This is a genomic window from Pseudomonas sp. A214 (assembly GCF_900156295.1).
GTDB lineage: Bacteria > Pseudomonadota > Gammaproteobacteria > Pseudomonadales > Pseudomonadaceae > Aquipseudomonas > Aquipseudomonas rhizophila.
Window position 1 is genome coordinate 4,857,965 of the sequence record NZ_LT707062.1, and the last position, 13,347, is coordinate 4,871,311.

The 13,347-nt window shown below is 62.0% G+C and carries 9 protein-coding genes; 6 read left to right on the top strand and 3 right to left on the bottom strand.

Annotated features, from left to right (window positions below; translation table 11 throughout):
- Positions 1–79 precede the first annotated feature (79 nt).
- The 4 genes from xdhA (at position 80) to guaD (ending at position 6,215) form a co-directional block, all read left to right on the top strand.
- Positions 80–1,534, top strand: a complete 1,455-nt coding sequence (gene xdhA, locus BW979_RS21670; protein WP_047227163.1) for a xanthine dehydrogenase small subunit — start codon at positions 80–82, stop codon at positions 1,532–1,534.
- Positions 1,527–3,920, top strand: coding sequence for a xanthine dehydrogenase molybdopterin binding subunit (xdhB, locus tag BW979_RS21675; protein ID WP_076385644.1), 2,394 nt, complete (start codon positions 1,527–1,529; stop codon positions 3,918–3,920). Before xdhA ends, xdhB begins: the two co-directional genes overlap by 8 nt.
- Positions 3,921–4,048: 128 nt before the next feature.
- On the top strand, positions 4,049–4,891 hold the full coding sequence (gene xdhC / locus BW979_RS21680) for a xanthine dehydrogenase accessory protein XdhC (protein WP_076385646.1): 843 nt from the start codon (positions 4,049–4,051) through the stop codon (positions 4,889–4,891).
- A 19-nt stretch (positions 4,892–4,910) separates the two neighbouring features.
- Positions 4,911–6,215: a guanine deaminase gene (gene guaD / locus BW979_RS21685; RefSeq protein ID WP_076385648.1), complete on the top strand. Its 1,305-nt coding sequence runs from the start codon at positions 4,911–4,913 to the stop codon at positions 6,213–6,215.
- Between the two features lie 131 nt (positions 6,216–6,346).
- On the opposite strand, the gene BW979_RS21690 is transcribed toward guaD, so the two are convergent.
- Entirely contained in the window at positions 6,347–7,111 is a 765-nt protein-coding gene (locus BW979_RS21690; RefSeq protein ID WP_003183531.1) for a GntR family transcriptional regulator, read from the bottom strand.
- Between the two features lie 240 nt (positions 7,112–7,351).
- Between BW979_RS21690 and BW979_RS21695 the strand changes: the two genes are divergently transcribed.
- On the top strand, positions 7,352–8,542 hold the full coding sequence (locus tag BW979_RS21695) for a benzoate/H(+) symporter BenE family transporter (RefSeq protein WP_047227159.1): 1,191 nt from the start codon (positions 7,352–7,354) through the stop codon (positions 8,540–8,542).
- Between the two features lie 159 nt (positions 8,543–8,701).
- Here BW979_RS21695 and BW979_RS21700 read toward each other — a convergent pair whose 3' ends face one another.
- Positions 8,702–9,046, bottom strand: a complete 345-nt coding sequence (locus BW979_RS21700; RefSeq protein ID WP_047227158.1) for a YggL family protein — start codon at positions 9,044–9,046, stop codon at positions 8,702–8,704.
- A gap of 232 nt (positions 9,047–9,278) precedes the next feature.
- Here BW979_RS21700 and dacB point away from each other — a divergent pair, with 232 nt between their 5' ends.
- The gene (gene dacB / locus BW979_RS21705; RefSeq protein ID WP_076385650.1) at positions 9,279–10,745 is read left to right on the top strand and encodes a D-alanyl-D-alanine carboxypeptidase/D-alanyl-D-alanine endopeptidase; all 1,467 of its coding nucleotides are present in this window, start codon (positions 9,279–9,281) and stop codon (positions 10,743–10,745) included.
- 125 nt (positions 10,746–10,870) lie between these two features.
- Here the strand turns inward: dacB and BW979_RS21710 are convergent, their stop codons facing one another.
- Positions 10,871–13,255: a sensor domain-containing diguanylate cyclase gene (locus BW979_RS21710; protein WP_076385652.1), complete on the bottom strand. Its 2,385-nt coding sequence runs from the start codon at positions 13,253–13,255 to the stop codon at positions 10,871–10,873.
- Between the last annotated feature and the right edge of the window lie 92 nt (positions 13,256–13,347).

A 13,347-nucleotide genomic window follows, 5' to 3' on the forward strand; every position in this document is an offset into this window, starting at 1 on the left:
GAAAATCGTTGACCGCAAAGTCAGACCTGCTAAATTCAGCCCAAGTCGATACAACAATAATGAGTCTGCGAGGCCTTCCGTGATCCAGTTTTTACTCAACCAGGAACTCCGTAGCGAGCACGCCCTGGACCCGAACCTGACCGTGCTCAACTATTTGCGCGAACACCTCGGCAAATCCGGCACCAAAGAAGGCTGCGCCAGCGGCGACTGTGGTGCGTGCACCGTGGTGGTGGGCGAGTTGCAGACCGACGAGGACGGCCGTGAACGCATTCGTTATCGCAGCCTCAATTCGTGCCTGACCTTCGTCTCGTCCCTGCACGGCAAGCAGTTGATCAGCGTCGAAGACCTCAAGCACCAGGGCCAGTTGCACAGCGTCCAACAGGCGATGGTCGATTGCCACGGTTCGCAATGCGGCTTCTGCACACCGGGCTTCGTGATGTCCCTGTTCGCCCTGCAAAAGAACAGCGAACAGCCCGACGCCCATAAGGCCCACGAAGCCTTGGCCGGCAATCTGTGCCGCTGCACCGGCTACCGGCCGATTCTGGCGGCCGCCGAGCAGGTCTGCTGCGCCAGGCAAGCGGACCAGTTCGACGCCCGCGAAGCCGAGACCATCGCTCGCCTCAAGGCCATCGCACCGACTGACACGGGTGAGCTCAACAGCGGCGACAAACGCTGCCTGGTGCCCTTGACCGTGGCCGACCTGGCCGACCTTTACGACGCTTATCCCCAGGCGCGCCTGCTGGCCGGCGGCACGGACCTGGCCCTGGAAGTCACCCAGTTCCATCGCACCCTGCCGGTGATGATCTACGTGGGCAACGTCGCTGAGCTCAAGCGTATCGAGCGTTTCGCCGATCGCCTGGAGATTGGCGCCGCCACCGCACTCTCCGACTGCTACGAAGCCTTGCAGGCTGAATACCCGGACTTCGGCGAACTGCTGCAGCGCTTCGCTTCGTTGCAGATCCGCAACCAGGGCACCTTGGGCGGCAACATCGGCAACGCCTCGCCGATTGGCGACTCGCCGCCCTTGCTGATCGCCCTCGGCGCGCAGATCGTCTTGTGCAAGGGCCAGACCCGCCGCACCCTGGCGCTGGAAGACTATTTCATCGATTACCGGGTCACCGCCCGCCAGGAAAGCGAATTCATCGAGAAGATCATCGTGCCCCGGGCCAACGCCGAGCAAGCGTTCCGCGCCTATAAGGTCTCCAAGCGCCTGGACGATGACATTTCCGCCGTATGCGCGGCGTTCAACCTGCGTATCGAGCATGGCGTGGTCCAGGACGCCCGGGTGGCCTTCGGTGGCATGGCCGCGACGCCCAAGCGCGCCAAGCATTGTGAAGCCGCGTTGATCGGTGCCGCGTGGAACGACAACACCGTCGAACGTGCCTGCGCCGCACTGGCCGAGGACTTCACACCGCTGTCGGACTTCCGCGCCAGCAAGGAATACCGCCTGCTCAGCGCCCGCAACCTGCTGCGCAAATACTTCATCGAACTGCAAACGCCGCACATCGAGACTCGGGTGACCGCTTATGTCTAACCATCACGCCGTAGAGAAGACTCAAGCCGAGCTGGCCGAACTGTTCGCCCGCGACCTGACCACCGGCGTGGGCCGCAGCGTCAAGCATGACAGCGCCGCCAAGCATGTATCCGGCGAAGCCCAGTACATCGACGATCGCCTGGAATTTCCGAACCAGTTGCACGTTTACGCCCGCCTGTCGGACCGCGCCCACGCCCGGATCTTGCGCATCGACACCGCGCCTTGCTACGCCTTTGAAGGCGTGCGCATCGCCATCACCCATGCAGACGTGCCCGGCCTCAAGGACATCGGCCCGCTGCTGCCCGGTGACCCGTTATTGGCCATCGATGACGTGCAGTTCGTCGGCCAACCGGTGCTGGCCGTTGCCGCCAGGGACCTGGAAACCGCGCGCAAGGCAGCGATGGCGGCCATCATCGAATACGAAGATCTGGAACCGGTGCTGGACGTGGTCGAGGCCCTGCGCAAGCGGCATTTCGTGCTGGATAGCCACACCCACCAGCGCGGAGATTCGGCGGCGGCACTGGCCAGCGCCGAGCACCGTATCCAGGGCTCGCTGCACATTGGCGGCCAGGAACACTTTTACCTGGAAACCCAGATTTCCTCGGTGATGCCCACCGAAGACGGCGGCATGATCGTCTACTGCTCCACACAGAACCCCACCGAAGTGCAGAAACTGGTGGCCGAAGTGCTGGACGTTTCGATGAACAAAGTCGTGGTGGACATGCGCCGCATGGGCGGCGGCTTTGGTGGCAAGGAAACCCAGGCCGCCAGCCCGGCGTGCCTGTGCGCGGTCATCGCCCACCTCACCGGCCAGCCGACCAAGATGCGCCTGCCCCGGGTCGAAGACATGCTGATGACCGGCAAGCGCCACCCTTTCTACATCGAATACGACGTCGGCTTCGACAGCACCGGGCGCCTGCACGGTATTGCCCTGGAGCTGGCCGGCAACTGCGGTTGCTCGCCGGACCTGTCGGCCTCGATTGTCGACCGGGCGATGTTCCATGCCGACAACGCCTACTACCTGGGCGATGCAACCATCAACGGCCATCGTTGCAAGACCAATACCGCGTCGAACACCGCTTACCGTGGCTTCGGCGGGCCGCAAGGCATGGTCGCCATCGAAGAGGTGATGGACGCCATCGCCCGGCATCTGGGGCTGGATCCGCTGGCGGTGCGCAAGGCCAACTACTACGGCAAGACCGAGCGTAACGTCACCCACTACTACCAGACCGTCGAGCACAACATGCTCGAGGAGATGACCGCCGAACTCGAGCAAAGCAGCCAGTATGCCGAGCGCCGCGAAGCGATCCGCCGCTACAACGCCAATAGCCCGATTCTGAAAAAAGGCCTGGCGCTGACCCCGGTGAAATTTGGTATTTCCTTCACCGCCAGCTTCCTCAACCAGGCCGGGGCGCTGATTCATGTCTATACCGACGGCAGCATCCACCTGAACCATGGCGGCACGGAAATGGGCCAGGGCTTGAACACCAAAGTCGCGCAAGTGGTGGCCGAAGTGTTCCAGGTGGAAATGGACCGGGTACAGATCACCGCGACCAACACCGACAAGGTGCCGAACACCTCGCCCACCGCTGCCTCCAGCGGTGCCGACCTCAATGGCAAGGCTGCGCAGAATGCCGCCGAAACCATCAAGCAGCGCCTGGTGGAGTTCGCCGCGCGGCAGTACAAGGTCAGCGAAGAAGACGTGGCGTTCCACAACGGCCATGTGCGGGTGCGCGATCACATCCTGACGTTCGAGGCGCTGGTGCAGCAGGCGTATTTCGCCCAGGTTTCGCTGTCGAGCACCGGTTTCTACAAGACCCCGAAAATCTACTACGACCGCAGCCAGGCCCGAGGGCGGCCGTTCTACTACTACGCCTATGGCGCGGCGTGCGCCGAGGTGATCGTCGACACCCTGACCGGCGAATACAAGATGCTGCGCACCGACATCCTCCACGACGTCGGCGCCTCGCTGAACCCGGCCATCGACATCGGCCAGGTCGAGGGCGGTTTCATCCAGGGCATGGGCTGGCTGACCATGGAAGAGCTGGTATGGAACGACAAAGGCAAGCTACAGACCTGCGGCCCGGCCAGCTACAAGATTCCGGCGGTGGCCGACATGCCGTTGGATCTGCGGGTCAAGCTGGTGGAAAACCGCAAGAACCCGGAAGACACGGTGTTCCATTCCAAAGCCGTGGGCGAACCGCCGTTCATGCTCGGCATCGCCGCGTGGTGCGCCATCAAGGATGCCGTGGCGAGCCTGGGAAATTACCAGCACCAGCCGAAAATCGATGCACCGGCGACCCCGGAGCGGGTGTTGTGGGGGTGTGAGCAGATGCGTGGGTTGCGGGTGGCGAAGGTTAAGGAAGCCGAGTCCGAAGCCATTTGATGATCGTTCCCACGCTCTGCGTGGGAATGCAACCCCCCGACGCTCTGCGTCGAAGTTTGAAGAGCGGACGCGGAGCGTCCAAAGATGCATTCCCACGCAGAGCGTGGGAACGATCAGTTGAGGTGAATATGTACAACTGGATCAGCGCCCTCGCCGACCTGCAAGATCGCGGTGAACCCTGCGTGCTGGTGACGATCATCGAAGAACTCGGCTCGACCCCACGCAATGCCGGTTCGAAAATGGTGATCAGCGTCAGCCAGACGTTCGACACCATCGGTGGCGGCCACCTGGAATACAAGGCTATGGAGATCGCCCGGCAGATGCTCGCCAGCGGCCAGCAAAGCACCCATCTGGAGCGCTTCAGCCTCGGTGCCAGCCTGGGCCAGTGCTGCGGCGGCGTCACCGTGCTGCTGTTCGAACCCATGGGCCAGGTCCAGGCGCAGATCGCCGTATTCGGCGCCGGCCACGTCGGCCGCGCCCTGGTGCCGCTGCTGGCGAGCCTGCCCTGCAAGGTGCGCTGGATCGACTCCCGGGAAGCGGAGTTTCCTGAACACCTGCCCCACGGCGTGCGCAAGATCGTCAGCGAAGAGCCGCTGGATGAAATCGACGAACTGCCCGCCGGCAGCTACTGCATCGTCATGACCCACAACCATCAGCTCGACCTGGAACTGAGCGCCGCGATCCTCAAGCGCAACGACTTCGCTTACTTCGGCCTGATCGGTTCGAAAACCAAACGGGTCAAGTTCGAACATCGCCTGCGCGATCGCGGCTTCGACAGCAGCACCTTGCAGCGCATGCGCTGCCCGATGGGCATTGGCGACGTCAAAGGCAAGTTGCCTGTGGAAATCGCCATCTCCATCGCCGGTGAAATCATCGCCACCTATAACGCGGATTTCGGCCAGCACACCACGCGCGCCGAACCGATTGCCAAGCTGTTGCCGGCCTCGCGCCGCAGCCAGGCGAACCGTTGAACAATCGTTGAGAATTCCCATGCCCCTGACACGTAAAGCCTACCGCGCCGCCCTGCTCCACAGCCTCGCCGACCCTGCCGAAGTCGGCATTGAAGCGTCCTATGAATATTTTGAAGACGGCCTGCTGGTGGTGGAAAACGGCCAGATCAGCGCCATCGGCCACGCCAGCGAATTGCTGCCCACCCTGGCGGCCGACATCGAGATCACTCATTACCAGGACGCGCTGATCACGCCCGGCTTCATCGACACCCACATCCACCTGCCGCAGACCGGCATGGTCGGGGCTTACGGCGAGCAATTGCTGGACTGGCTCAACACCTACACCTTCCCCTGCGAAAGTCAGTTCGCCGACAAGGCTCATGCCGACGCCGTCGCCGATATTTTCGTCAAGGAACTGCTGCGCAACGGCACCACCACCGCGCTGGTGTTTGGCAGTGTGCACCCGCAATCGGTGAACGCGTTTTTCGAGGTGGCCGAGAAACTCGACCTGCGGATGATCGCCGGCAAAGTGATGATGGATCGCAACGCCCCGGACTACCTGACCGACACCGCCGAATCCAGCTACACCCAAAGCAAAGCGCTGATCGAGCGCTGGCATGGCAAGGGCCGCCTGCATTACGCCGTGACCCCGCGTTTTGCGCCGACCAGCACGCCGGAACAACTGGCCCTGGCCGGTCAGTTGCTGGGGGAATATCCCGACCTGTACATGCAGACTCACATCAGTGAGAACCTGCAGGAAGTGCAATGGGTCAAGGAACTGTTCCCCGAGCGCAAAGGTTATCTGGACGTCTACGACCACTACCAACTGCTCGGCGAACGCTCGGTGTTCGCCCACGGCGTGCACCTGTGTGACGACGAATGCGCGCGCCTGGCCGAGACCGGTTCGGCCATCGCGTTCTGCCCGACCTCGAACTTTTTCCTCGGCAGCGGCCTGTTCAACCTGCCAATGGCCGAGAAGCACAAAGTGAACGTGGGGTTGGGTACGGATGTGGGGGGCGGCACCAGTTTTTCGCTGCTGCAAACCCTGAACGAAGCCTACAAGGTGATGCAGTTGCAGGGCGCCCGCCTGAGCCCGTTCAAGTCGCTGTACCTGGCCACGCTTGGCGGCGCCCGGGCCTTGCGCCTGGAAGACCGGATCGGGACCTTGCAGCCGGGCAGCGATGCGGACTTTCTGGTGTTGGACTACAACGCCACGCCGCTGTTGAGCTATCGTCTCAAGCAGGCCCGGGACATTGCCGAGAAGTTGTTTGTGTTGATGACGCTAGGGGATGACCGGACGGTGGCGCAGACCTTTGCGGCTGGCCGGTTGGTGCATCAGCGCTAGATTTCTAGCGCCTGTCAGACTGCCAATCGCGAGCAGGCTCGCTCCCACAGTGGATTTGTGTCAATCACATAACCCTTGTGGGAGCGAGCCTGCTCGCGATGAAGGCAACTCGGTATGACTGATTCAACTCATCAAAGCTTGGCCGTCGACCGCCCTGGCTTCTTGCTCTGCAACAAATGCGAAAACACCGCATGCAAATCATCCGACGCGCTTTCTTCGTCGAGGTTGAGCTTGCTGTCGATGTGGTCCATGTGGTGCATCATCAGGTCCACCGCCAGGGTGGCATCGCGGGCCTCGATGGCGTCGATCAATTGGGTGTGTTCGTCGTAGGAACAGTGGGAGCGGTTGCCGCTTTCATACTGGGCGATGATCAGCGAGGTCTGCGACACCAGGCTGCGCTGGAAGCTGATCAGCGGGGCGTTCTTCGCCGCCTCGGCCAGCTTGAGGTGGAACTCGCCTGACAGGCGGATGCCGGCGCCACGGTCACCACGGGAAAAACTGTCGCGCTCGTCGCTGACCATCTGCCGCAGTTCGGCAAGCTGCTCGGCGGTGGCGTGCTGCACGGCCAGTTCGGTGATGGCCCGCTCCACCAGACGCCGGGCCATGAATACCTGGCGGGCCTCTTCAACACTCGGGCTGGCCACCACGGCGCCGCGATTGGGCCGCAACAGCACCACACCTTCATGGGCCAAGCGCGACAACGCGCGGCGAATGATGGTGCGACTGACCCCGAAAATCTCCCCCAACGCCTCTTCGCTCAACTTTGTACCGGGCGCCAGACGCTGTTCGAGGATGGCCTCGAAAATATGCGCATAGACAATATCGTCCTGGGTTCCGCTGCGGCCGGCTTTGCCTGCTCGCGGTTGTTTCTTGAGGGGCTGCAACTGTTCGTTCATGGGCACTCGAGTCGGAGAACTGCGGCGAATTGACCGTGACTGTAATACGCCTCAGCGGGTCGCTGACAAGTATCACGTAAATAATACGTCGATTGTACACAACCTCTGATGGCAACACGACTGTACGGCTGTTTACGGACGTGGCTGTATTGCAATTGGCAACGGAGTTGAGTTTAGGCTTAAACCCCGAATCTGTGGCCCCCGCCCTCCTGCAATTTACAACAAGGACCACCGCCCACCATGACCGAAGTCACGACCACGCCACTTCGTCCGTTGGCCGATACATCGCCATCGGCGATCGTCGCCGGTTTCATCGCCATGATGACCGGCTACACCAGTTCGCTGGTGTTGATGTTCCAGGCCGGACAGGCGGCAGGGCTGACCAGCGGGCAGATTTCTTCGTGGATCTGGGCGATTTCCATCGGCATGGCCGTGTGCTCCATTGGCCTGTCGTTGCGGTATCGCACACCGATCACCATCGCCTGGTCGACACCCGGCGCGGCGCTGCTGATCACTAGCCTGGGCGGGGTCAGTTATGGCGAGGCCATCGGCGCCTACATCACCTGCGCGGTGCTGGTAACGATCTGTGGCCTGACCGGCAGCTTCGAGCGCCTGGTCAAGCGCATTCCGGCCTCGCTGGCGGCGGCGTTGCTGGCGGGGATCCTGTTCAAGATCGGCAGCGAGATTTTCGTCGCCGCCCAGCATCGAACCGGTCTGGTGCTGGGGATGTTTTTCACCTACCTGATCGTCAAGCGCCTGTCGCCGCGCTACGCAGTGCTGGCGGCGTTACTGATCGGTACAGCTCTGTCAGGCTTGATGGGGCTGCTGGACTTCAGCGGCTTTGCCCTGGAAGTCGCCACACCGGTATGGACCACGCCGCATTTCTCCCTGGCGGCCACCATCAGCATCGGCATTCCATTGTTCGTGGTGGCGATGACCTCGCAAAACATGCCTGGCATCGCGGTGCTGCGGGCCGACGGTTACAACGTACCGGCCTCGCCGCTGATCACCAGCACCGGCATAGCCTCGCTGCTGCTGGCACCGTTCGGCTCCCACGGCATTAACCTGGCGGCCATCAGTGCGGCCATCTGCACTGGGCCCCACGCCCATGAGGATCGTAACAAACGCTACACGGCAGCAGTCTGGTGCGGGGTTTTCTATGGGCTTGCCGGGGTGTTCGGCGCGACACTGGCGGCGTTGTTCGCGGCGCTGCCCAAGGAGTTGGTACTGTCCATCGCGGCGCTGGCGCTGTTCGGCTCAATCATCAATGGCTTGAGCATCGCCATGAGCGAAGCCCGGGAACGGGAAGCGGCACTGATCACCTTCATGGTCACGGCATCGGGGTTGACGCTGTTTTCCATCGGCTCGGCGTTCTGGGGGATTGTGGCGGGGGTGTTGACCTTAGTGATCCTGAACTGGCGTAACGCCTGAAGGCATCGCGAGCAGGCTCGCTCCCACAGAAGGATCTGTGTCGTTCACAACAATCCTGTGGGAGCGAGCCTGCTCGCGATGGCAGCCTGAAGGGCAACACCTACCCAACCGACAGGCACAAAAAAACCGGCCCCCAAATGGGCTGCCGGTTTCAGACCATCAAGCGACCGGATTGATCGGCTTTTCCGGGTACCAGACGTCCATCAGCGGGCTGACTTCAACGCTGGTCAGCTCAGGACGCGCCTTGAGCCAGGCTTCAACGGCCGCACGCTGCTCTTCGGACACCGAGCCACGCTTCTGCAGGCAAACCAGACCGTAGTCGTCGCCGCCAACATAGCCCAGGCCATTGGCTTCCATGGCTTCTTTCAGGAAAGCGTCGAGGAAAGCGTCAACGGCCTCATCGGCCAGATCTTCTTTGAAATCCAGGTTCAGTTCGAAACCCAGCTCTTGAAATTCATCCACGCACAGTTTTTTGCGCAGACGCTGGGAACGGTTAGTCGCCATTGGAACAATCCTCATAAGTAATAACGGCCGGCACTCTACCAGTTTGGTGCACTGTTTGCCCGCCTGATCGGGTGTGTGGGCCTACCGTCGGTAAAAAATAGCGCCCTGAAGGGCTCAGGCACGGCACAAGCCGTTGCACCTTGGGGCATAATGCCGACACTTTCATGACGTTGAGGGCGTTCATTTTCATGTCCTCGTTTTTTCCCCCCTCGCCCGTAGGGTTTTATTTCAAATGATCAGATCTTTGCGTCCACTGCTTTTGGCCAGCCTTCTTCTTCCCCTGGCCCTGCCCGCATCCACCAGCGCCGCCACTATCAACACGGCCCTGACGCCCAATGTGCAAAAGGCCCTCAAGAACAGCAAGCTGCAAAACAACGCCTTGTCCCTGGTGATGATCCCACTCAACGGCCCTGGCACCCCGACCCTGTACAACGCCGACGTCTCGGTGAACCCGGCCTCCACCATGAAGCTGGTGACCACCTATGCCGCCCTGGAGATGCTGGGGCCCAATCACCAGTGGAAAACCGAGTTCTATACCGACGGCACCCTCAGCGGCGGGATTCTCAACGGCAACCTGTACCTCAAGGGCGGCGGTGACCCCAAGCTGAACATGGAAAAACTCTGGCTGCTGATGCGCGACCTGCGGGCCAATGGCGTGCAACAGGTGACCGGGGATCTGGTGCTGGACCGTGGTTTCTTCATCAAACCGCAGTTGCCTGAATTCAACGACGACGGCAACGACAAGAACAAACCGTTCCTGGTCAAGCCCGACTCCTTGCTGGTCAACCTCAAGGCCCTGCGTTTTGTCGCCCGCAATGACGCCGGCCGGGTGCTGGTGTCGGTGGAGCCGCCGATTGCCAGCATTCGCATCGAAAACCAGGTCAAGGCACTCAACTCCAAGCAATGCACCGGTGGCGTGCGCTACAACCCGGTGCCCCAGGCAGACGGCAGCGTGACCGTGACCGTCGGCGGCCAGCTCGGTGACGGTTGCAGCTCCCAGACTTACCTGGCGCTGCTGGACCACCCCACCTACACCGCCGGAGCGGTGCGGGCGATCTGGAAGGAACTGGGCGGCAGCATTCAGGGCAAGGACCGCCTGGCGGCGACCCCGAGCAGCGCCAAGGTGCTGGCCCGGGCGTTCTCGCCGGACCTGGCGGAGATCATTCGCGACATCAACAAATACAGTAACAACACCATGGCCCAGCAATTATTCCTGAGCCTGGGCGCAGAGTTCCGCAACGAAGCCGACGGTGACGACGCCAAAGCGGCACAGCGGGTGGTACGCCAGTGGCTGGCCAGGAAAGGCATCACCGCGCCGCACCTGGTCATGGAAAACGGCTCCGGCCTGTCCCGCGCCGAAAGGGTGAGTGCCCGGGAAATGGCGGCAATGCTGCAAGCCGCGTGGCGCAGCCCGTACTCCGCCGAATTCATCAGTTCGATGCCCATCGCCGGCACCGACGGCACCATGCGCAAACGTCTCAAGACCACCGCCATGGCCGGCGAAGCCCACGTCAAGACCGGCACCCTGAACACCGTTCGCGCCATCGCGGGCTACAGCCGTGACATCAACGGCAACACCTGGGCCGTCGTGGCGATTCTCAACGATCCGCGGCCATGGGGCGCTTCGTCGGTGCTGGACCAGGTGCTGCTGGACCTGTACCGCCAGCCGAAACTGCCGCAGACGGCTTCGGTGCTCTAAACCCGTACCAAATTGAATGTGGGAGCGAGCCTGCTCGCGATGCGTCAGCCAGTGAACAGCGATGTTGAATGGCACACCGTTATCGCGAGCAGGCTCGCTCCCACATCGATCACCGGCGCGAACGACTACCCCAACTGCACCTCAACCCGATCCCGTCCGGCCTGCTTGGCCGCGTACACCCCCGAGTCGGCCCGCAGCAGCAGCGCATCCGCCCCCTCCCCGACCCGCCAGGTGGCGATACCGAAGCTGGCCGTGATGACACCCACGTCCTCGATCGGCGCGCTGCGCAGCCCTTCCCACAACCCCGTGGCCAAGGCCTGGGCACTTTCGCCGTCGGTGTCCGGGCACAGCACCACGAACTCTTCACCGCCCAGCCGACAGAACACGTCGGTACGTCGCAGCCGCTGGGTGATGCGCTGGCAAACCGCCTGCAACACCCGATCACCCACTGCATGACCATGCTGATCGTTGATGCGCTTGAAGTGATCGATGTCGAGCATGATGACCGCCAACTCGCCGGTGCCCCGCTCCACCCGCGCCATCTCCGTGGTCAGGCGCTCCTGGAAATAGCGCCGGTTGCGAATACCTGTCAGGGCGTCGGTCACTGACAAGGCTCGCAGTTCTTCTTCCACCCGCTTGAGATCGGAAATGTCGGAAATATAACCGTGCCACAACACCCCGCCGCCTGGCAGCTCCTCAGGCGTGGCCTCGCCGCGCACCCAACGCAACCCACGCTGCGGCAGTTGCAGGCGATACTCCTCGCGCCATGGGCTCAGAGTGTCGGCCGAGGTGCGGATCGATCTGCGCACGCGCGCACTGTCCAGCGGATGGATGCGCGAGAAAATCGATTCGGCGTTGCGCACCAGTGTCTCGGGCTCCAGTTCATAGATATCGCGAATGCCATCACTGGCATAAATCACGCTGAAACGCCCATTGAAATCCATCTTGAACTGGTAGATGCCCCCAGGCACGTGGGCACTGAGCTTTTTCAGCAACAGGTCCCGGGCGGCCAGGGCCTCATGAACGCGCTTGCGTTCGGTGATGTCGATGCAGATCGCCAGATGCCCGACCCACAGCCCCTGATCATCGAGCATCGGTGTCGCCAGCATGTTCACGGTCAGATGGCTGCCATCGCGGCGCACCAGGGTCCACTCCCGGGCCTGCTGGCCACCCTGTTCGCCGCCCTCGACCAACATTGCGTGGCACGTGGGAATCGGTTTGCCATAACGCGCAGCAAGTTGTACGGCCCGGGCCTGGAGCTCGCGCGGCAAGTGAAGGCTTTCGAGGGTCATGCAGTGCAGAACCTCGCCGCTGTCGTAGCCAAGCATCTGCTCGGCGCCCGCATTGAACGTGGTGATCACCCCGCGAAGATCCGTGGCGATGATCGCAACCTGGGTCGCGGCATTCAGCACACCACGCAACTGACCATGAGTGCCCCGCAGTTCCTGCTCACGCTCGCGCAGCTCTCGGGTCCGCAGCTCGACCAACTGCAGGGCCCGCTGTCGCTGGCTGACCAGCACATACAGCAGCGCACTGAGGAGCAGGCTGAGCAAGCCCCCCAATACCACCAGGCTGGCCACCGAGGAAGGGTTGGTGGACAGGAACATGTGACTGGGCCGCAACTCTATCCGATAGTCACGATCGGCCAGGCGCAACAGGCGGGTCGCCGACAAGTCACTTTCGCCCGGTGGATCGAGTGACTCGAACAGCACTTCCTCCCGATCGTCCGTGGACAGGTCCATGACCCGCATCGAAAGGTTGTCCTGACCGGGCGCCGGCAGGCCATCACCCACCAGTTGGCGCATGCTGACGGCAGCCACGACGTAACCGAAAGGTTCCTTGGACCACGCCTTGGAGACCGGCGCGACCAGCAACACCCCGCGGGTGGCGGTGGCGGCCTCTCCCGCCAGGTCCAAAGGTTGCGATACCACTATGGTCTCCCGATGGCGAGCGCGCTCAAGGGTGGCACGGCGCAAGGGATGGGCGAGCAGGTCCAAGCCCCGTGGAGCCTTGAAGGAAGGTTGATTCTGGAGGTACAACACCGGCACGTATTCGTCCCGTTCGGCGGCCAGACGCAAGCCACCGGAGTCGTCCGGCTCACGGATGGAAAACGTATCGCCCCCCTCTGTGCGGGCTTGTTGTTCGAACGATGATCGTTCGTCGCGCAGCACCCGAGGCGCCCAGGCGAACGCCTGGGTGCGCCGCAGCAACGCTTCGGCATAGCCATGGAATTCCCTCTCGGAAACCCCGGCCGAGTTGGCAAAGAAACGCCTCAGGCTGTCGAGACGTTGCTCCTGGTCCTGAAAACGTTCCTCGATGCGGCTAAAGCGTTCATCGGCTTGCAGTTCAAAGCGCTGGCGCAATTGCTGGTCAAACAGATTAGCCATCGCCCAGGTCAACAAACCGGTCAGGAACGCACCGGCCAGCAGCACCAGCGAAGCCACCAGCCAGGCCGACACATCTTCGCTGATAAAACCCAGGATTCTGGGGCGTACCTGATGCAATGCCATAAATACAACTCAGAAAGGGGCAGGCAGTAGGTACTGCCCTGTCCACAGGCTTAAGTTATAGCTATTAGCCATCACTTTGACCAGCACAAAAA

What these genes read in the sequence shown, in the direction of transcription:
- BW979_RS21695 (WP_047227159.1), top strand. Translation starts at nt 7,352, where the DNA reads ATGACCGAAGTCACGACCACGCCACTTCGTCCGTTGGCCGATACATCG.
- BW979_RS21690 (WP_003183531.1), bottom strand. Translation starts at nt 7,111, where the DNA reads ATGAACGAACAGTTGCAGCCCCTCAAGAAACAACCGCGAGCAGGCAAA.
- BW979_RS21710 (WP_076385652.1), bottom strand. Translation starts at nt 13,255, where the DNA reads ATGGCATTGCATCAGGTACGCCCCAGAATCCTGGGTTTTATCAGCGAA.
- dacB (WP_076385650.1), top strand. Translation starts at nt 9,279, where the DNA reads ATGATCAGATCTTTGCGTCCACTGCTTTTGGCCAGCCTTCTTCTTCCC.
- BW979_RS21700 (WP_047227158.1), bottom strand. Translation starts at nt 9,046, where the DNA reads ATGGCGACTAACCGTTCCCAGCGTCTGCGCAAAAAACTGTGCGTGGAT.
- guaD (WP_076385648.1), top strand. Translation starts at nt 4,911, where the DNA reads ATGCCCCTGACACGTAAAGCCTACCGCGCCGCCCTGCTCCACAGCCTC.
- xdhB (WP_076385644.1), top strand. Translation starts at nt 1,527, where the DNA reads ATGTCTAACCATCACGCCGTAGAGAAGACTCAAGCCGAGCTGGCCGAA.
- xdhC (WP_076385646.1), top strand. Translation starts at nt 4,049, where the DNA reads ATGTACAACTGGATCAGCGCCCTCGCCGACCTGCAAGATCGCGGTGAA.